Genomic DNA, 17,890 nt, shown 5'->3' on the forward strand with positions numbered 1-17,890 from the left:
CAAAAAAAGACCGATGCTGTCGCCAGCATCGGTCTTTTTTTATTCCATTGCTCCGTGAGCAATCAGCATGTTCAAGCCTGTACAGGACGCGGCAGTATCAACGGCTGCGGCGCTTGCCGCGGCATGCCGGTAAAGGCGAAATCGACTTCCGGCCGGCGGCCTGAAACGATCTCTGCAATGGCGCGTCCAGAGCCGCAACCCATGGTCCAGCCAAGTGTGCCGTGGCCGGTGTTGAGGAACAGGTTGCTGATTTTCGTCTTGCCGATGTAGGGCACGTTGGACGGCGTCATCGGGCGCAGGCCGGTCCAGTAAACCGGATTGTCGTAGTCGCAACCGTCAGGAAACAATTCGCGCGTGCGGCGGGTAATTGCTTCGCAGCGCGTGGTGTTCAGTTCACGCGTGTAGCCGTTCAGTTCGCACGTGCCGGCTACGCGCAAACGGTCGCCAAGGCGCGACACCACCAGCTTGTAGCCGTCGTCGGTCAGCGAGACGCTAGGCGCGGCGTCGGAGTTGGTGATCTGGTAGGTGGCGGAGTAGCCTTTACCCGGATAGATCATCAGATCGACGCCGAGCGGCTTCAGCAACGGCGTCGAGAAGCTGCCCATGGCGACCACGAAAGCGTCGGCATGCAACACTTCGTGACGGCCGTCGGCATTAATCACTTCGACCCCGGTGATCTTGGCGCCGGAGCCGCTGCCTTCGGTAATCAGGCGTGTGACGCTGGTGTTGTACTGGAAGTTGACGCCGACTTCGGCCGCTTTGCCGGCCAGGCCGGAAGTGAATTTATAGACGTCGCCGGATTCATCGGTGGCGGTAAAGTCGCCGCCGACGATCTTGTCGCGAATCCGCGCCAGCGCCGGTTCGATTTTCACCACTTCATCGGCGCTGATCGAGTCGCGCGGGCAACCGAGATCACGCATCAGTTGCGCGGCAGGCAGCGAGATGTCGAATTCTTTTTGATCCGTATAAAAGTGCAGGATGCCGCGTGTCAGGCAATCGTAGTCGACGCCGGTTTCAGCGCGCACTGCCTGCAGGGTCTGGCGGCTGTATTCGCAGATCGCGACGATCTGGCGAATGTTGTCGTTGGTGCGGGCCGGGGTGCATTCACGCAGGAAGTTGAGGGCCCATTTCCATTGCAGCCATTCCGGACGGAAGCGATACAGCAAAGGCGCGTCTTCCTGTCCCAGCCATTTCAGTACCTTCAGCGGCGCTTGCGGATTGGCCCACGGTTCGGCGTGCGAGACCGAAATCTGGCAACCGTTGGCGAAACTGGTTTCCTGCGCGGCGCCAGGCTGGCGTTCGATCACCGTTACGTCGTGACCTTCTTTGTTCAGGAACCAGGCTGAAGAGGTTCCGATCACACCAGCGCCCAATACTATTACTTTCATCTCATCTCCAAAAACCACCGTTTTTTAACAATTCGCTTGCTGAATCAGCAGAATATGCAGCCTTTTCAATAGCGCTATTGTAAGAAAAGCGTGATTTTTTAGGCGATCAAAATGAGGCTTATAATTTTTACTTTTATCTACAGCGATGATATTTTTGACTGAAAAGCAAAGAAATTCTGTTAAATGTTTGTTTTTTTTAATTTGACTAATTCCAGTGTTACCGCACGGGAAATGACCTCATCGAGGGTCTGGTGCAAGCCGCTCCGGATTTGCGCCGCCATGCCTTCCACCGCTGTCTGCAACACATCCGCCAAGCCGTCCCGAACCCGTTGTTCGATAACGAAATCGATGCGGTCCTGCAACTGCTGCAGCACTTTTTCCCGCACTTCCGCTTCCAGCCGGTCCCAGTCGTGCTGGCTGAGGGTGATTTCGCGCTGCCGCACCGGCAGGTCGAAATTATCCAGGTCGTCGTCGACCGCGCTCGGTGCCGGATGGGTTGGCGCCGCCACCACTGCTTTGGGCATGTCGATAATGTCGGTCAAAGTCGGCAGAGGAACAATGACCTCGGTCAATAAAGGGATATTGGCGTCTAGTTTGCCGTTAGTCATGACAAGTTCCTCTATACGTTTTCGGCAACAAAATGGGTCAGCGGGTAGCCGCGCTGCTGGTAAAAGCGATAGCGCTCACGGCCGCCGGCCTTGTCATCATCGGCCAGCGAGATGATTTCAAACATTCTTTCAAAGCGCGCAAAGTGTTGTGGCGTCTTGCCCGACAGATTGATCAGCATCTGGTGATGGGGTAGTTCCGTCTCTTCGTCGGCGGCCAGGATAACCGGGGTTTGCGCGGCGAGGGGATCGCCGGCGCGCACGTGCGGCAGGAAATCATGTTCCGAAAAGGTCCACAACGTCCGGTCCAGCGTCGCCAGTTCGTCGCCATTGCCGCACAAAATGACGATCTGGCGTTGCGCCGTGCGGGCTTTGCGCACCAACCGGCAGGTGTACAGGAATTTATCCGAAATATTGGTATGGAAGTCGATTTGCGTCATTGATCTATACGGATAGGGGCAGGCCGGGCTTAAAAGCGGAAGCCGGGCGGCGCGTTGCCTGCTGCCGGCGCGACATCGCCGCTGTTGGTCATGCCGGAGGCTGGCGCCGTGGTTTTTCTGGCAGTGCCGGCTGTTGGTGCAGCGGCCACCGGCGCTGCATAGCTATAGGTTTTTGGTAAACGGCTGCTTTCCGGGTAGCCTGCCGCGGTTAGTGCGCTGCCCCAGCTTGTGCCGGAGAAGCCGCTTTGCTTGTCGCGGCCAACCATCAGCACCGGAAGCTGACTATCGCCGGAGACTTTGCTGAGCGCGGCAATATCCTCATTGCTTTTGACAGTCTTTTCGCTGAAGGGGATGCCGCGTTCTTTCAGCATTTTACGGCCGTCGTCGCAAGGGATGCATTTATCCGAGCTATACAAGGTGACGGGATGATTCTTGACTGCCTGCGCCAGTTCGTACGGCAGGCCATCGTTGTCGTCGCTCAAGCCGCCAGCGGTTTTTTTCTCCACCACATGGCCGCTCGCAGGCGGCGTATCGCTATAAGTGACTCTGCCATCCGGCCCGGTCGACTTATAGAGTTGTGCCTGTGCACCGGCGGCCAGCGTCAGCAAAAAAAACGTTGCAGCAATTTTCATCCTTTTCCCCTTGTCGATTGAGTTTGTGTTTGAACTAACTTGATCTTGCTTTCGCCATTGCTGGCGCCACGACCTATGCCGCCATCCCGCTATGCCGCAACAGCGCATCTATATTTGGTTCGCGGCCGCGGAAGGCCTTGAACGATTCCAGCGCCGGGCGCGAACCACCCACGGCAAGGATTTCGTCGCGGAACTTGCTGCCTGTTTTGGCCGAAATCACATTGCCGCCCTTTGCTGCGGCTTCTTCAAACGCGCTATACGCATCGGCCGACAGCACTTCAGCCCATTTGTAGCTGTAATAACCCGCAGCATAGCCTCCGGCAAAGATATGGCCGAACGAATGCTGGAAACGATTGAAGGCAGGCGGCGTAATGACCGCTATCTTGCTGCGCACCTGGTCGATCACATCCTGCACGCTTTGCTTGCCGTAAGGATCGTAGTCGTCATGCAAACGCATGTCGAACAGGGAGAACTCCACCTGGCGCAATGCTTGCAGGCCCGACTGGAAATTCTTGGCGGCGATCATCTTGTCGAACAGTTCGCGCGGCAACGGCGCACCGGAAACGACATCGGAAGTCATGTGCTGCAACACATCCCACTCCCAGCAGAAATTCTCCATGAATTGCGACGGCAGTTCTACCGCATCCCATTCGACCCCGGAAATGCCGGATACGCCGATTTCATCGACCTGGGTCAGCATGTGATGCAAGCCATGGCCGAACTCGTGGAACAAGGTGATCACTTCATCGTGCGTGAACAAGGCTGGCTTGCTGACGCCGTCGACCATGGCTGGTGCGGTGAAATTGCAGGTCAGGTAGGCAATCGGGGTTTGTACTTCATTGCCGATACGGCGCCGCGCCCGCGCGTCGTCCATCCAGGCGCCGCCGCGTTTGCCGTTGCGTGCGTACAAGTCGAGATAGAACTGACCGATCAGCTTGCCGTCTTTTTGAATCCGGAAAAACTTGACGTCCGGATGCCACACCGCAGCCTGGTCGGCGCTGATGTCGACGGAAAACAGTTTCTGCACCAGCTGGAACAGGCCTTCGACCACAGTCGGTTCAGGGAAATACTGTTTGACTTCCTGCTCGGAAAACGCGTAACGCTGCTCGCGCAATTTTTCTGCGGCATACGCCATGTCCCAGGCTTCCAGCGGCGCCAGGCCAAGCTGTTCGGCGGCGAAGGTGCGTAGTTCGTCCAGGTCTTGTTCGGCAAAAGGACGGGCGCGCCGGCCCAGGTCTTCCAGGAACTGGATCACCTCCTCGGGCGTCTTTGCCATCTTTGGCACCAGCGACAGCGCAGCGTAATTCTTGAAATCCAGCAGCTTGGCTTCTTCGTTACGCAAGCGAAGGATTTCGACGATATTCGCCGTGTTGTCCCATTCCGGCTTCTCACCCAGTTCGGAAGCCTTGGTGGCGTTGGCGCGATACATTTTTTCGCGCAGGGCGCGGTTGTCTGCGTATTGCAGGACCGGGAAATAGGACGGGAAATGTAGCGTGAATTTATAACCTGGCTTGCCATCTTGTTCTGCCGTGGCCCGCGCAGCCTGACGCGCGTCGTCCGGCAAACCGGCCAGTTCTGCTTCGTCGGTGACAAACAAGCCGTAGGCGTTGGTTGCGTCCAGGATGTTTTCCGAGAAACGGGTAGTCAGCGCCGCATGCTTTTCCTGGATTTCCGCAAAACGGGTTTTCTTGGCGGCCGCCAGTTCAGCACCGCCCAGCCGGAAATCGCGCAAGGCGTTGTTGACGATCTTGCGCCGCGCGTCCGACAGATCGGCAAAATCGAGGTTGTTCTTGATCGCCTTGTACTTGCCGAACAGCGCCAGGTTTTGCGCCAGGGCGGTCCAGAATTCGATCAGTTTTGGCTGGTTTTCGTTATACGCGGCGCGCAGTTCCGGAGTATCCGCTACCGCATTCAAATGGCTGACAATGCCCCAGGCACGGCTGAGCTTTTCGGTTACGTGCTCCAGCGGCAAGACGAAATTCTCCCAGGTCGCGGCTTCGGGCGATGCCTCCAGCAGTTCGACCACGGTATGCGCCTGCTGCAGCAGCATGGCGATCGCCGGCGTGATGTCGGCTGGCGTGATCCGGTCGAACTTGGCCAGGCCGGTGAAGTCGAGCAGGGGATTGGAACTGGCAGCGGCTTTGATTGCGGTAGAGGTCATTGCTATTACATTCTTTCTGCAGCTTCAATGGTATTGACCAGCAACATGGTGATGGTCATCGGTCCGACGCCGCCTGGCACTGGAGTAATGTAGCCCGCGACTTCCTTGGCATTGGCAAAATCGACATCGCCGCACAGTTTGCCGTTATCGTCGCGGTTCATGCCGACATCGATCACCGCAGCGCCCGGTTTGACCATGTCCGCGGTGACGATGTTGCGCTTGCCGGTTGCGACCACCAGGATGTCGGCCATGCGTGTATGCAGGCCGAGATCGCGTGTCTTCGAATTACAGATGGTGACAGTGGCGCCGGCTTGCAACAGCAGCATGGCTTGCGGTTTGCCGACGATATTCGAGGCGCCGACGATCACCGCATGCGCGCCGCGTACCGGGAAATTCACCGATTCCAGCATTTTCATCACGCCGTAAGGAGTGCACGGACGGAACAACGGCTGACCGGTCATCAACAGGCCGGCATTGCTGATATGGAAACCGTCGACGTCTTTTTCCGGCGCGATGGCTTCGATCACTTTATGCGCATCGATATGCGCCGGCAGTGGCAATTGGACCAGGATACCGTTGATCTTCGGGTCCTGGTTCAGGGCGTCAATGCGCGCCAGCAGGGCGGCTTCAGTCAGGTCGGCATCGTATTTCTCGAATACCGAATGCAAGCCGTTGTCTTCGCAAGCCTTGACCTTGTTGCGTACATACACTTGCGACGCCGGGCTGTCGCCGACCAGGATCACAGCCAGTCCGGGCTGTTTGCCCTGGGCCGTCAGCACGGCAGCGCGCCTGGCGACATCGGCGCGGAGTTGTTGGGAGAGGAGATTTCCGTCGATTAGTTGAGCTGGCATGGTGAAGGCAATTGAAAATTGAAAGCAAAGCAGGATTATAAAGGGTGTGCGCCCTGAAGAATGCGTCGAGGATCTGTTTCCTTGTGGAAACTTGAAAATTACTTCCTGGCGATCCACGCGAATTCACTGGGAGTTATCCGTTTAATAAAATTAGGACTTACGCAAAATTCCGCCAGCGGCGTTATGCCTCCTGGCTGTACCTTCGTACTATCGTCGTCGGCATGCCTTATCTTCGTCGGCATGCCTTGCTGGCGAAATTTTGCGTAAGTCCTAAAAAAGCATCGTTTGGGGCACTTTTCGCGGGTCAGGACCACATCCAACGCGTTCTTTCATTTTCGGCTATTCTCGCCTTCTACGACATCTGTATGTCACCGGCTTTGGCTGTATATGCGCAATGAATGACCACACAGCCAGAGATGATAATTTTATAAAAGGATGCTGAATTGACCGATCATTACACTCGCCGACTGGCGCTGCTAGGGCAAGAGCAGCACCGTGGCTTGCTGGGCCAGGGCTTACGCGGCATCGAAAGAGAAACCTTGCGCGTGGACGCTGACGGCCGCCTGGCCCTGACGCCGCATCCGCGCGCCCTCGGTTCGGCGCTGACGCAGCCGCAGATCACCACCGACTATTCGGAATCGCTGCTGGAGTTCATCACCCCGGCCGAACACGATATCGCCACCGCGCTGACCGAACTGGATACCATCCACCGCTTCGTCTACACCAAGCTGGGCGACGAACTGCTGTGGAGCCAGTCGATGCCGGCCCATTTGCCGGCCGAAGAGCAGATCCCGATCGCCTGGTACGGCACTTCGCACATGGGTACCTTGAAGCATGTCTACCGGCGCGGCCTGGCGCTGCGTTATGGCAAGCGCATGCAATGCATCGCCGGCATCCACTACAACTACTCGCTGGCAGAAGGCGTGTGGCAAATTTTGCAACAGGCTGAAGGCGCCACCGGCAGCGCAATCCATTTTCAATCGGAAAGCTATATCGCGATGGTGCGCAATTTCCGCCGCTACAGCTGGCTGTTGATGTACCTGTTCGGCGCCTCGCCTGCCTTGTCGAAATGCTTTCTCGACGGCCGCCAGCACCGGCTGGAAGAACTGGATAAAGATACCCTCTACCTGCCATACGCCACCAGCTTGCGGATGAGCGACCTCGGCTACACCAGCGAAGCGCAGGCCCGTCTGACGCCGCAGTTCAACAGCCTCGATAGCTATATCAAGAGTCTGGCACGCGCGGTCAGCCAGCCCTATCCGCCGTATGAAGCGATCGGCACCCACCGTAACGGCGAATGGGTACAGATCAACACCAACATCCTGCAAATCGAAAACGAGTACTACTCGACCATCCGGCCGAAACGCGTCATCAACAGCGGCGAGCGGCCGATCCAGGCACTGTCCGCACGCGGCGTGCAATATATAGAAGTACGCTGCATGGACATCGATCCCTTCGAGCCGATGGGCATCAACCTCGAAACCTCGCGTTTCCTCGATGCCTTCCTGCTGTTCTGCGCGCTCGATGAAAGCCCGCTGACCAGCGATGAAGAAAGCCTGGAAAACACCGAGAATTTCAACCGTGCAGTCAAAGAAGGCCGGCGTCCCGGCTTGCAATTGCAGCGCGACGGCAATCCGATCGGCTTGCAGGCATGGGGTATGGAACTGATGCAGCGCATCGGCGCGGCGGCAGAATTGCTGGACGCCCAGCGCAGCGATGGCGCGCATGCGGCGTCGCTTGCACAGCAAAGCCGCAAGCTGGAGTCGGTTGAGCTGACGCCATCGGCAAAGGTGCTGGCTATCTTGCGCGACAATAAGGAATCGTTCGCCAGTTTTGCACTACGCCAAAGCAAAGTACATGCGGCCTATTTCCTGGCGCATCCGCCTAGTCTGGAAGAGCGTAATTATTACGACACGCTGGCGGCGACGTCCTTGTCCGAGCAAGAGAGTCTGGAACGTAGCCAGACGGGGGATTTTGATACTTTTGTGGCGGCTTATCGGGCTAGTACGCTGGGTAATATGAGTGTCTAGGTTGGCTTGAATGGATTTCCCGGCGGTCACAGGCTTAAAGCGGTGGCCGCCGAACCTGTCCCTGCATTCTGATGGTCTATTCGACAATCAACGCCGGACAGATCCGCACCACGGCGATACCTCGATCCGAGCTGCCCAACCGGAAACGCACCTTGTCATACAACACGGTGCCCGACACCGCTTTCGCGTTCACCAGATCTTCTCCCGGTAATAATGTGAAGGTCCAGCTGCCACCAACTTCGCAGTCAGGTAACTGAGCGCCGCTCTGCAATACGCGCGCGCCCCAGATTTGCCGCACCATCAGGTCACGCGTATCAACCCCATCGACCGTATAGGTTTCCGGCGCACTATTGCGAATATCGTTGTAACTGCCGAAATGGATGCCCGCCGGGCCGGTGATGCTGGCAACCGGCGTCCAGTCGGTACCTGTTTGTATCACCAATTTTCCAGCAGGAAGCAGCTTGTCGACGACGTCTTCGCTGGCTGCGCCAACCTGGTCCCGGCGCATTGCGGGTTCCACCGCGCCACGTGTGTCGAGCTTGGCCGGGTCGGGAATCAGCACAGCGCCAAAAACAGCCTGGTCGCCGAAGCGTGCATATTGGAAATGATCGCGCAGAGCCTGGATAGCGCGGTCGAGTCGTTTCCAATATGCAGCAGAAAATGTCTTGCGCAGATATTCGGCGGTAGGGATCGGAAGTCCTGCCTGCACAATTCCCTCTCGCACGGATTCGCAGGTGTTCCAGCCTGATTTGGCGAGTAGTTCAATTTGATTAGCGTTTCGCACCGAATATCCCCTAGTCCGAAGCTTCAAGGTTTTTGAGTCTACATGGGATGTTGCAGACCATCAATTGGCGCTTGTTTCAGAAAAACAGGCTCTGTGTTTCAAGTGCTTTGGAGAAGTGCGTCGGCGTTGAAAAAAACGGAGCGTGAAAGAGCAAATTCGGAGAGTCACACAAGCCCGGTAATAGGCAACGAGGTAGCGCCTAATGTCAGACAGCGTCGGCTGTCACGCAGCCGGCTTTATATGGCTACCGCGGTCGGCACGGAATCGGGGGAGCATTAGTCATCTCCCGTGGCCACTGCCGCACCCTCGATGTGGTGCCGCGCCAGCGAGGCGGCGACAAAGCCGGATGTTTTCATGTCCTCGACAAACTTCGAAAGATAGGTGGCCGCTGCATCGCCTTTGGCCTTTGGTACGCCCATCGCCTGGCGGATCACCATGAAGCGTTGATCCAGGATCCGCAATCCGCCTGCCTTCGACGCATCCTTTTCAAGTTGCTGTTTGACTCCGGCGGCGACGGTCAGGTGCTGATCCAGAAAACCTTGGACGACGGCCGGAGAGGTGGCTATGCGCACGATCGTCGCGTGCTTCAGTTCGCGCGTGAGAAACAGATCGTAAGCGCTGCCTTTGCCGACGGCCACGGTGATACCGGGCTGGTCGACCTGTTCATTGGTCGTGATTGGCGAATCGTCGCGCACGGCATAAAAGCCTTCGATCAAGACATAGGGCTTGGTGAAGTGAATTTCCTGCGCGCGTTTCGGATCGACTGCAAAAAAACCAATGTCTGCTTTGTCTTGTTCTACATTCTCGACTGATCCGCCGGCCGACTTGACCGCGACCAGTTGCAGTGGAACGCCGAGTTGTTTGGCTAGCTCAGTGGCCAGATCCACGGATACGCCGACAGGTTGGCTCCTCTGCGGATCCAGATTCGCCAATACCGGATTGCCGAGATTGATTGATGCGCGCAGCGTGCCGCTCGGTGCGAACACTGCCGCCATTGGCGTGACAGGATGATTTTCATGCATCATGGTAGCTCCGGAGGTTTGCGCCATTACAGGCGTCGCAGCACTGAAGGCCAGAAGTATCGATAAGGTCGGAAAAAACCTTATCCGGCTTTTCATCGTCGATAATTTCATCATCTGATTCAGCTCTATTGCCATCTGTTTTCTGCTTGCACGGGCGATTCGCTGGTTGGCGATAATCCATATTCAGTTGCAAGCGGAGTGCCCTAGGGCGCCAACGCTTGTGAAGACTCTAGCGCAGTTCCAAACAAGGTGCTATCGCTTTCTCTTTTCTCCGTTACACCGCCTGGACGGGCTTGTTGGGAGCCAGTGGCGACCCAAGGCCGAGGCAATCGTAGACGGCATCCATGATCCGCTGCCTGCGCGTCGGAAATCCAGCTTGCCAACGCCAGCGCATGACATGCAAGGGAATGGCAGCGAGCAGCCAAATGCCCAGCAACAGACTATCAAGAAAGATCCAGTACGAACTGCCGCCCTTTGTCATTGCGTTGATGCAAAAAAACACGCTGGCAAGAACAAGTAAAAACACGCCCAGCCAGGCGATGTAGCGATGCTCGCTCTTGGGCGGGATACGGGTCGTGGCATAGGAAGATGAATCTCCTTTCCACAGGAAGTGTGCAACATAGACGCAGTCGTCTTCGCAGTTGCGCAGTGCGTAGATCCGCTGTTCTCCGTCGCGGGTGAAGGGTTCCTCCAGCACGGCCAGTTCAACCCGGTCGCCTTCGGCCAGGAACGGCTCGGGATTCCACATCCAACGCCCGGTATAGAAGCGCATCTTCTGGCCGTCGATATCGAATCTGTAAGTGGAATTGTCGACGAACGAATTTGTGATCAGATTAAGTGAGCTTGCCTGCAGCTTATGCAGCCTGCCCTCAATGCGTTTTATTTTTGGCAATTCAACGCTCATGCAATGCTCCGGCAGAAAGGCGCTCTTCCGTGCGCGGCGAGGCGCTCTCATACTTCGCCATCACCGATTCCATCAGCTGCAGCGCTCGCCGGCGGCTAAAACGCTGCCAGATAGTCTGGACAGAAAAAAATATCTGAAGCGAGGAAACAAACGCAGCAATCGCCGCCACGAGGCCAATGATGCCGGAAAGGGCATTCCAGGCGGAGGTCATATGCACAGTCAGGTACACCGCGTATGCGCAGATCAAGCCAGCGACAGTCGCCACTTGCAGCGCACGCCAGAACGATTTCCACGTCTTCGCCGCGCGCACGGCTATCGGCAGCGCCGCAATGGTGTGCGCGTTGGGAGGAATCAGCCAGTCGAGCATATGCCGGCCATCGTGCAACTGGAAAACGCCGGCCACCACCGGGGCGCCTGTACCGGCCAAGGCCTTCAAGCGCTCGGAGGTAGTGTTTTGCTCGGCCGGATGCGCTTCTACCACGATGCCGTCGAGACGAAACCGCACACGCTCGAACACCGACGCCGATGCGCCGAGGCGGTATTGCTCGATCGGTCCGTCCAGGACCTTGATTGCGCTTGCTTCGCGATCCTGATTGATCGGTATGACTTCTTTCATTCAGACGTCCTTTAAAATCCAGGGTGCGGTTCGGGTTTTGATCTTAGAACGGCATATCGGGCTATTCTTCAAAACAATTCCCGTTGTCCTCCCACCAGTGTCGCAAAATTATCATCCAAAAAGGGCAATATTGCATCTGCCAGCGGTTGCAACTGCCGGGTCAAATAATGGTCGTAATCAATCGCCGAACGTTGCGTCTCTAACGGCTCCGGCCCCGCCGTAGTCATCACATAGCTGATCCAGCCGCCATTCTGATACTGCAAGGGCCGGCCTTGCTCGCGGTTGAATTCGTCGGCTACGCGCGCGGCGCGCACATGCGGCGGCACATTGCGCTGATAGGCTTCCAGCGGCCGCCTCAACCGTTTGCGGTAGACCAGCAACTCGTCGAACTCGCCGCTCAGCGTGCGCTGCACGTAATCGCGGACATAAGACTGGTAGGGCTCGCGCTTGAAGATATGTTCGTAAAGCTGCTGTTGGAATTGCTTGGCCAGCGGCGTCCAGTCGGAGCGTACCGTTTCCAGTCCTTTGAAGATCATTTCTTTCTCGCCATTTTCCTTGGCGATCATGCCGGCGTAACGTTTTTTACTGCCCAGATCGGTGCCGCGGATGGTCGGCATCAGGAAGCGGAGGTAGTGCGTGTCGAATTCCAGTTCCAGCGCGCTCTCGATACCCAGATTCTCTTGCAGGTGCTGCCGCCACCATGCGTTGATGTGGCAGACCAGCGTATTGCCGATTTCGGCAGCCTGTTCCTCCGTTTGCGGCTGCTTCAGCCAGACGAAGGTGGAGTCTGTGTCGCCGTAGATGACCTGATAACCTTTGGCCTCGATCAGCTCACGCGTCTTGTGCATGATTTCGTGGCCGCGCATGGTGATTGACGACGCCAGGCGAGGATCGAAAAAGCGGCAGCCCGTTGATCCAAGTACGCCGTAAAAGGAATTCATGATGATCTTCAGCGCCTGCGACAACGGCTGGTTGTGCTCGCGCTTGGCGACTTCGCGCCCTTGCCAGATCTGGTTGACGATTGCTGGCAAGCTGTGTTTGTTGCGGGAGAAGCGCGCGCCCAGGAAACCCGGCAAGGAATCGCAGTCGTCGGGATGCTGCATACCTTCGACCAGCCCGACAGGATCGATCAGGAAGGTGCGGATGATCGAGGGGTAAAGACTTTTGTAGTCCAGCACCAGTACGGAGTCGTACAAGCCCGATCGCGAATCCATCACAAAGCCGCCGGGACTAGGTTCACCCGACACGTCACCCAGGTTCGGTGCGACATAACCCTGGCGATGCATTTGCGGCAGGTACAAATGACCGAAGGCGGCGACCATACCGCCGTTGCGGTCCGCCGGCAATCCGGTGACGGCAGCGCGCTCCAGAAGGAATTTCAGTAACTCGGTCTGGGCGAAAATACGCGTCACCAGCTCGCAGTCTTTCAGGTTGTACGTCGCTAGCGCCGGCTTGTCCTCGGCAAAACGGCGATCGATTTCCGCCATCCGCTGATAGGGATTGGTAATCGATTTCCCCTCGCCCAACAAAGTCTGCGCCACATACTCCAGGCTGAAAGACGGGAAATTCCAGGTCGCCGATTTCAGCGCTTCGATACCGTCAATGATCAAGCGTCCGGCAGCGGAAGCGAAGTGATGATTCGGCTTGAAGCCATGTTCGCGCCACTCGATCGGGCTGCCGCCACGGCCGATACGCAAGGCGATCTTGTATTCCTGTGCATGTTTTTGCAGCACGCGCAAATCGAACTGCACTAGATTCCAGCCGATGATGGCGTCGGGATCGTGCTGCTCCAGCCATTGGTTCAGACGTTCCAGAAGAAGAGGGCGGCTATCGCAATATTCCAGGTCGAAATCTACCCCGCTGGCGTCGCCGTTGGGCGGCCCCAGCATATACACCTGGCGCTGTCCGCAACCTTCAAGAGCGATGGAATACAAATCGCCGTGCGCGGTGGTTTCAATATCGAGCGATACCAGCTTCAACTGCGGACGGTAGTCGGCTGCAGGCTTCAGGTAGCTGTTGAGCATGGGACCATTACTGCCCGGCTCCCCGGCAAACCACACCGGCGCCGTAATGAAGCGCTCCATCAGATAGCGTTCAGGCGGTCGGATATCGGCTTCGTAGACATCCACGCCGGCTTCCTTCAGTTGCTTCTCCAGCTTCATCAACTGGCGATGCTGCTGGACATACAAGCCCAGCACCGGCCGGGAATGGAAATCTTGCAGCTGCAAAGGTTTTAGCTCGAAGCGGCGTTCGTTGCGCAATACGCTATCGGCCAGTTGCTGCTGCTCGGCCGGAATAAACGCCACCGATTCCTGCGGCGACAGGCGGATATGCTGTGGACCGCTATCGGTCGCCAGCCAGAAATCGACTTCCGTACCAGAGGGGGTATCGCGCCAGTGCCTGGTGAGAAGAAAACCTTGTTGTGCCACGTTGTTGCCTTTGTTGAGCAGTTTACTTTGACGATGTCATACATATGGATATCGTTCAATGTTACCTAAATGTACAAAATTCGTAAGCGCTGTTAGTTTCTGAAACATCTCGCGCATTGCGTCAACCGCAGCGCTACTCTTTGCATTGTGGGAGAACCAGGCAGATAACCAATGCGTCGCGGCGGATCGCCAGGTTTATTATTCACAATATATTGGAGCATTACGATGAAATATCCAGTTATCGCATCAGCGATTATCAGCCTTGGTATTGGTCTTTCCGCTACTGCACATGCCGTTGATGTCAATGTCAATATCGGGGCGCCAGCTCCCGTACTCGTAGCACCAGCGGGGGTAGTTATTACGCAAGGCTGGCATGGCGAGCGCTACTACGATGGTCATCGCTATTGGGAACGACGTGATTGGGAAGAGCATCAACGCCATGTACAGGTAGTACCGGCGCAGGTTGTTATTACGCAGGGTTGGCATGGCGACCGCTACTACGATGGTAATCGCTACTGGGCACGGCGCGATTGGGAAGCGCACCAACGCAATCATGATGACCGTCACGATGACCGTCATGAAGATCACCATGAAGATCATCGCGATTGATGTGCGCTTGAACATGAAAAATGGTGATTGCCAAGAACTATGCTCTTTAATAAACAAGTAAAAAGAGATGGATGCGTAATCTGCAAAATTGGTATGTGACGGCGGAACTCCTATCCAAAAATCGTTTTTCTGGTTCATCAGCTACGCAGTCATTGACTAGAATTTCATATGACTGAGGCTGATGACGGGGTACCGCCGCCTAGTTGCTGTTTTTCATAATGATCTCACGTCACTCACGGATATTTGCCCATTCCAGTTTTGCAGCCCGTGCGGTGATCTGCTTGTTGGCGTGGGCGCCATGGCCTTGGACGCCAGCCAATCCATGCTATCGATTGCTGCGTTATTCCGATCACCGGCGATTGCGGCATCAACGCGGGATTTCCCCTGCGCCAGCGATAATTTGAAAGTGGTTAGCAAAATTTGACTTCAAGACAATCTCCAATGCTAATGAAGGGTATGAGAGGCGGCTGTCAATCGCGATGCGGGATCGCAATCCAAATGCAAACAAAACCAGGAAGAGGCCGAAAACAGCAGTGCCAATAGATGCATCTGCGAATGTGGCCGTACATATATTCTCGAACCCTTTAGCCTTGCAGTGAACTATTGCTCGCTCCGCGCCTCAGAAAGCGCAATCGCCAGATTCTGCACTTTCTTCTTCAACTGATCACGCTCCTCCGTCAATTCCGCGACCAATACCGTCAAACGATAAATTTCGACTTGCTCTTCCGATGCCCCTTCAAGCGGTGCATCCAGTTCAACCTTGGGCTTGGGCGGCAACCTGGCTTCGCGCACCTGTCTTGCCGCCTGGCGCAATTCCTTCTTGCCTCCGGCGACGGCGGCGATCTGTTCTTCGCTCGGCAGGGAAGCGACAGCCGCCGCGGCGTTAATCGATATGACGCCGGATTTGATGGCGCCGACCAGTTCTGGCGCAGCTGTTTTCTGGATTTTTTCGATTTGTCCCAGTGTCGCGCTGCTCATCCGTGCGGCGCGGGCAATGGTTTCGCGGGTCCAGGGCGGTTCTTTTTCTGACTGTGCGCTGGCGTCATTGTCCGCAGGCGTTCCTAATGCTTGCTGGGCTTGTTTCTCTGTCAGGCGTGCCGATACGATTTCTTTCTTGCGCAAGGCGAGTACGCCGCGCTGAAAGTCCGATACGCTGCGTCGGCCGAGATGGTTGTCGATCATCCACAGGTGTACATCGTCCATGGATTGGAATGTCTTGTTTTGTACCGTATTGAAAGGGATGCTGTGCTTTTGGCAGATGCCGTAGCGGTTGTGGCCGTCGACCAGCAGGTCGCCCCACAATACCAGCGCATCGCGGCAACCTTCGGACAACAGGCTGCGTTCAAGCGCTGTGTATTCATCTTCGGTCAATGGATCGATATAGGCGCGGAGGGATTCGTTGATAGTGATGGTCATGGTTCGGACGATATGGAAATTATGCGCAGGTAGTGTACCCGATGGATGTCTGCTGTTTGCATTCAATGCATTCGTCGGCGCGTTTGACGTTGCTTTTGCAAAAAAAACCATTCCTCAAATCCAATGCAGGGCGTTGGATTAAGAAATGGCTTAACTTTGATGGCGCTTTTGATAGGGTCTTTGATAGTGTTTATTGCTTCGGTATCGGCTTAATCGCTTGTAATGACCAGGCAACTGGCCATGATCCTGACCTGCAGGGGAGATTCAGGCGTGAAGCCGGTCCGTTTGAGTGCTGCGCCGGATAAGCATATCCAGAGCGCTTCGGAATTGTCTTCGAGGTAGAAAGAAGCGGTGAGCCGCTCCGGCTCGTTTGTTGTTGTAGATGCAAGAAGGTCTCGCGTAGAATCGCGCTTAGCCATATTCAACTGCTCCTGTTTTGTTGATTGTGGTTAGCGAGGCAGGGATGTGTCTGCATCTCCGTCTCGCGCTTTTACGATGCCCGTCGCTATGGCGCAGGCATGTTGTTTACTACTTAGTCTGTTTCGTGATTGCCTCCTTTTTCTGCTTCTTTGCTTTAGTTTAGTTAATATTTTGTCTACCGTAACACGCCGGGAAAGGCCGGAGTTTGTTAAGGATATTTTTTATGGCAAGCCTTAAATTGCAGATGAAGCAGCGCGGCGTGTAAGATGTTTTGTGCCGATCATTGATTAATCCATGCGAACGCCGATAGCAAATGGCAATGTCCCGGATAGTTTTAAATGCAATTTAGATTGCTTGCAATTTAATTTTTAGCGATATATTATTCAAACCATGGAAACCAGCAAACATCACCTGCCAACCGAAAACATCCCGCCCGAATTGCTGGGACCGGAAAGCCTGTTGCTGGATAACCAGTTGTGCTTTGCCCTGTATTCGGCATCGTTGACCATGACCAAGATTTACAAGCCTTTGCTGCAAAAGATGGGCCTGACCTATCCGCAGTATCTGGTGCTGCTGACCTTGTGGGAACGCGATGAAGTCACTGTATCCACCCTCGGCGAGCGCTTGTTTCTGGATTCCGGCACCTTGACGCCTTTGCTCAAGCGCCTGGAAAGCAGCGGTTTTTTACGCCGTCAGCGTGCGCAGCATGATGAGCGCCAGGTGATTGTCAGCCTGACTGCGGCGGGCAGGAATCTGCGCAATGAAGCGCAGGCGATTCCGCAGCACGTGAGTTGCAGCGCTGAATGTTCGCTGGATGAGTTGAAGGCGTTGACCAAGCAGTTGCAACGGCTGCGCGCCGCAATGGCGGGTAATATCGAATAAGTAGAGAGTGGGATGGTGCGGAGTCATGTCATTTTATGGAATAGATTGTTAGCAATGTAATTGTGTGATCTGTAATTTGTGCTTTGTAGTATGTACTTTGTAAATGCGTCAGTTTTTTTCATTCTTGCGTCATCTTAGTGTTGTATCTTTTTATCCGGATCGTCAGTACGGCCGACTGCGCTGATCCAAAGGATTCTCCAAACGGCCAATAAAGGAAATCATCATGTCAGTCGAAAAAGTTCTGTACCGCGCCCACGCCACTGCAACCGGCGGCCGTGACGGCCGTGCTGTTTCATCCGATAACGTGCTGGACGTCAAATTGACCACGCCAAAGGAATTGGGCGGCGCTGGCGGTGAAGGCACCAATCCTGAACAACTGTTTGCAGCCGGTTATTCCGCCTGCTTCATCGGCGCCATGAAATTCGTCGCCTCGCAAGAGAAGATCCATTTGCCTGCAGACCTGTCGATCACCGGCAATGTCGGCATCGGCCAGATCCCTGGCGGCTTTGGCATCGAAGTGGAACTGCAGATTTCCCTGCCAGGCATGGAAGCCGGCGCAGCGGAAGACCTGGTGAACAAGGCGCACAAGGTTTGCCCTTATTCCAACGCCACACGCGGCAACATCGACGTCACCTTGACGCTGGTGTAATGAAAATGGACGGATGACACCGGTCATCCGTCCAGCATCACAGCCGTAATCA

General features: G+C 55.7%; 16 protein-coding genes and 1 pseudogene. 4 read left to right on the forward strand and 13 right to left on the reverse strand.

Going from position 1 to position 17,890, the window contains the following annotated elements:
• Positions 1-71: 71 nt before the first annotated feature.
• The 6 genes from LT85_RS05465 to folD all read right to left on the reverse strand — a co-directional run bounded on the left by LT85_RS05465 (position 72) and on the right by folD (position 6,077).
• The gene (locus LT85_RS05465; RefSeq protein WP_038486305.1) at positions 72-1,388 is read right to left on the reverse strand and encodes a D-amino acid dehydrogenase; all 1,317 of its coding nucleotides are present in this window, start codon (positions 1,386-1,388) and stop codon (positions 72-74) included.
• A 179-nt stretch (positions 1,389-1,567) separates the two neighbouring features.
• Positions 1,568-1,996, reverse strand: a complete 429-nt coding sequence (locus LT85_RS05470) for a hypothetical protein (protein ID WP_038486308.1) — start codon at positions 1,994-1,996, stop codon at positions 1,568-1,570.
• Between the two features lie 11 nt (positions 1,997-2,007).
• The gene (locus LT85_RS05475) at positions 2,008-2,433 is read right to left on the reverse strand and encodes a DNA polymerase III subunit chi (protein WP_038486310.1); all 426 of its coding nucleotides are present in this window, start codon (positions 2,431-2,433) and stop codon (positions 2,008-2,010) included.
• Positions 2,434-2,462: 29 nt separating this feature from the next.
• Positions 2,463-3,065, reverse strand: a complete 603-nt coding sequence (locus tag LT85_RS05480; RefSeq protein ID WP_038486313.1) for a glutaredoxin family protein — start codon at positions 3,063-3,065, stop codon at positions 2,463-2,465.
• Between the two features lie 73 nt (positions 3,066-3,138).
• A complete protein-coding gene (locus LT85_RS05485; RefSeq protein WP_038486316.1) occupies positions 3,139-5,226 on the reverse strand; it encodes a M3 family metallopeptidase in 2,088 nt (695 codons plus the stop codon).
• Positions 5,227-5,231: 5 nt separating this feature from the next.
• Positions 5,232-6,077, reverse strand: a complete 846-nt coding sequence (gene folD / locus LT85_RS05490; RefSeq protein WP_038486319.1) for a bifunctional methylenetetrahydrofolate dehydrogenase/methenyltetrahydrofolate cyclohydrolase FolD — start codon at positions 6,075-6,077, stop codon at positions 5,232-5,234.
• 443 nt (positions 6,078-6,520) lie between these two features.
• Between folD and gshA the strand changes: the two genes are divergently transcribed.
• On the forward strand, positions 6,521-8,107 hold the full coding sequence (gene gshA, locus LT85_RS05495) for a glutamate--cysteine ligase (protein WP_038486322.1): 1,587 nt from the start codon (positions 6,521-6,523) through the stop codon (positions 8,105-8,107).
• A gap of 76 nt (positions 8,108-8,183) precedes the next feature.
• On the opposite strand, the gene LT85_RS05500 is transcribed toward gshA, so the two are convergent.
• From LT85_RS05500 to LT85_RS05520, 5 genes are all read right to left on the reverse strand, one after another.
• The gene (locus LT85_RS05500) at positions 8,184-8,891 is read right to left on the reverse strand and encodes a hypothetical protein (protein ID WP_038486327.1); all 708 of its coding nucleotides are present in this window, start codon (positions 8,889-8,891) and stop codon (positions 8,184-8,186) included.
• A gap of 275 nt (positions 8,892-9,166) precedes the next feature.
• A complete protein-coding gene (locus tag LT85_RS05505) occupies positions 9,167-9,916 on the reverse strand; it encodes an ABC transporter substrate-binding protein (protein WP_253273670.1) in 750 nt (249 codons plus the stop codon).
• 271 nt (positions 9,917-10,187) lie between these two features.
• A complete protein-coding gene (locus LT85_RS05510) occupies positions 10,188-10,817 on the reverse strand; it encodes a hypothetical protein (RefSeq protein ID WP_038486329.1) in 630 nt (209 codons plus the stop codon).
• On the reverse strand, positions 10,807-11,433 hold the full coding sequence (locus tag LT85_RS05515) for a hypothetical protein (RefSeq protein WP_038486333.1): 627 nt from the start codon (positions 11,431-11,433) through the stop codon (positions 10,807-10,809). The genes LT85_RS05510 and LT85_RS05515 overlap by 11 nt, the downstream gene beginning before the upstream one ends.
• Before the next feature lie 68 nt (positions 11,434-11,501).
• Positions 11,502-13,862 (reverse strand): DNA polymerase II, encoded by a 2,361-nt coding sequence (locus tag LT85_RS05520; RefSeq protein ID WP_038486336.1) that lies wholly within the window; start codon positions 13,860-13,862, stop codon positions 11,502-11,504.
• Between the two features lie 225 nt (positions 13,863-14,087).
• Between LT85_RS05520 and LT85_RS27655 the strand changes: the two are divergent.
• Positions 14,088-14,303: pseudogene (locus LT85_RS27655) on the forward strand (hypothetical protein); the annotation flags it as partial.
• Positions 14,304-15,071: 768 nt separating this feature from the next.
• On the opposite strand, the gene LT85_RS05530 reads toward LT85_RS27655, so the two are convergent.
• Both LT85_RS05530 and LT85_RS05535 read right to left on the reverse strand, forming a co-directional pair.
• Positions 15,072-15,887 (reverse strand): hypothetical protein, encoded by an 816-nt coding sequence (locus LT85_RS05530; protein WP_038495154.1) that lies wholly within the window; start codon positions 15,885-15,887, stop codon positions 15,072-15,074.
• A 209-nt stretch (positions 15,888-16,096) separates the two neighbouring features.
• Positions 16,097-16,306 (reverse strand): SymE family type I addiction module toxin, encoded by a 210-nt coding sequence (locus tag LT85_RS05535; RefSeq protein ID WP_038486342.1) that lies wholly within the window; start codon positions 16,304-16,306, stop codon positions 16,097-16,099.
• Positions 16,307-16,697: 391 nt separating this feature from the next.
• Here LT85_RS05535 and LT85_RS05540 point away from each other — a divergent pair, with 391 nt between their 5' ends.
• Together LT85_RS05540 and LT85_RS05545 are read left to right on the forward strand one after the other, a co-directional pair.
• Positions 16,698-17,189 (forward strand): MarR family winged helix-turn-helix transcriptional regulator, encoded by a 492-nt coding sequence (locus LT85_RS05540; RefSeq protein ID WP_052134729.1) that lies wholly within the window; start codon positions 16,698-16,700, stop codon positions 17,187-17,189.
• A gap of 223 nt (positions 17,190-17,412) precedes the next feature.
• Positions 17,413-17,838, forward strand: coding sequence for an organic hydroperoxide resistance protein (locus tag LT85_RS05545; RefSeq protein WP_038486345.1), 426 nt, complete (start codon positions 17,413-17,415; stop codon positions 17,836-17,838).
• Positions 17,839-17,890 lie beyond the last annotated feature (52 nt).

The organism is Collimonas arenae (genome assembly GCF_000786695.1).
Classification (GTDB): domain Bacteria; phylum Pseudomonadota; class Gammaproteobacteria; order Burkholderiales; family Burkholderiaceae_D; genus Collimonas; species Collimonas arenae_A.

Coding starts and splice junctions, on each gene's coding strand:
- LT85_RS05510 (WP_038486329.1), bottom strand. CDS start 10,817: ATGAGCGTTGAATTGCCAAAAATAAAACGCATTGAGGGCAGGCTGCAT.
- LT85_RS05485 (WP_038486316.1), bottom strand. CDS start 5,226: ATGACCTCTACCGCAATCAAAGCCGCTGCCAGTTCCAATCCCCTGCTC.
- LT85_RS05515 (WP_038486333.1), bottom strand. CDS start 11,433: ATGAAAGAAGTCATACCGATCAATCAGGATCGCGAAGCAAGCGCAATC.
- LT85_RS05475 (WP_038486310.1), bottom strand. CDS start 2,433: ATGACGCAAATCGACTTCCATACCAATATTTCGGATAAATTCCTGTAC.
- LT85_RS05535 (WP_038486342.1), bottom strand. CDS start 16,306: ATGGCTAAGCGCGATTCTACGCGAGACCTTCTTGCATCTACAACAACA.
- LT85_RS05465 (WP_038486305.1), bottom strand. CDS start 1,388: ATGAAAGTAATAGTATTGGGCGCTGGTGTGATCGGAACCTCTTCAGCC.
- LT85_RS05545 (WP_038486345.1), top strand. CDS start 17,413: ATGTCAGTCGAAAAAGTTCTGTACCGCGCCCACGCCACTGCAACCGGC.
- LT85_RS05470 (WP_038486308.1), bottom strand. CDS start 1,996: ATGACTAACGGCAAACTAGACGCCAATATCCCTTTATTGACCGAGGTC.
- LT85_RS05540 (WP_052134729.1), top strand. CDS start 16,698: ATGGAAACCAGCAAACATCACCTGCCAACCGAAAACATCCCGCCCGAA.
- LT85_RS05505 (WP_253273670.1), bottom strand. CDS start 9,916: ATGATGCATGAAAATCATCCTGTCACGCCAATGGCGGCAGTGTTCGCA.
- LT85_RS05530 (WP_038495154.1), bottom strand. CDS start 15,887: ATGACCATCACTATCAACGAATCCCTCCGCGCCTATATCGATCCATTG.
- folD (WP_038486319.1), bottom strand. CDS start 6,077: ATGCCAGCTCAACTAATCGACGGAAATCTCCTCTCCCAACAACTCCGC.
- LT85_RS05480 (WP_038486313.1), bottom strand. CDS start 3,065: ATGAAAATTGCTGCAACGTTTTTTTTGCTGACGCTGGCCGCCGGTGCA.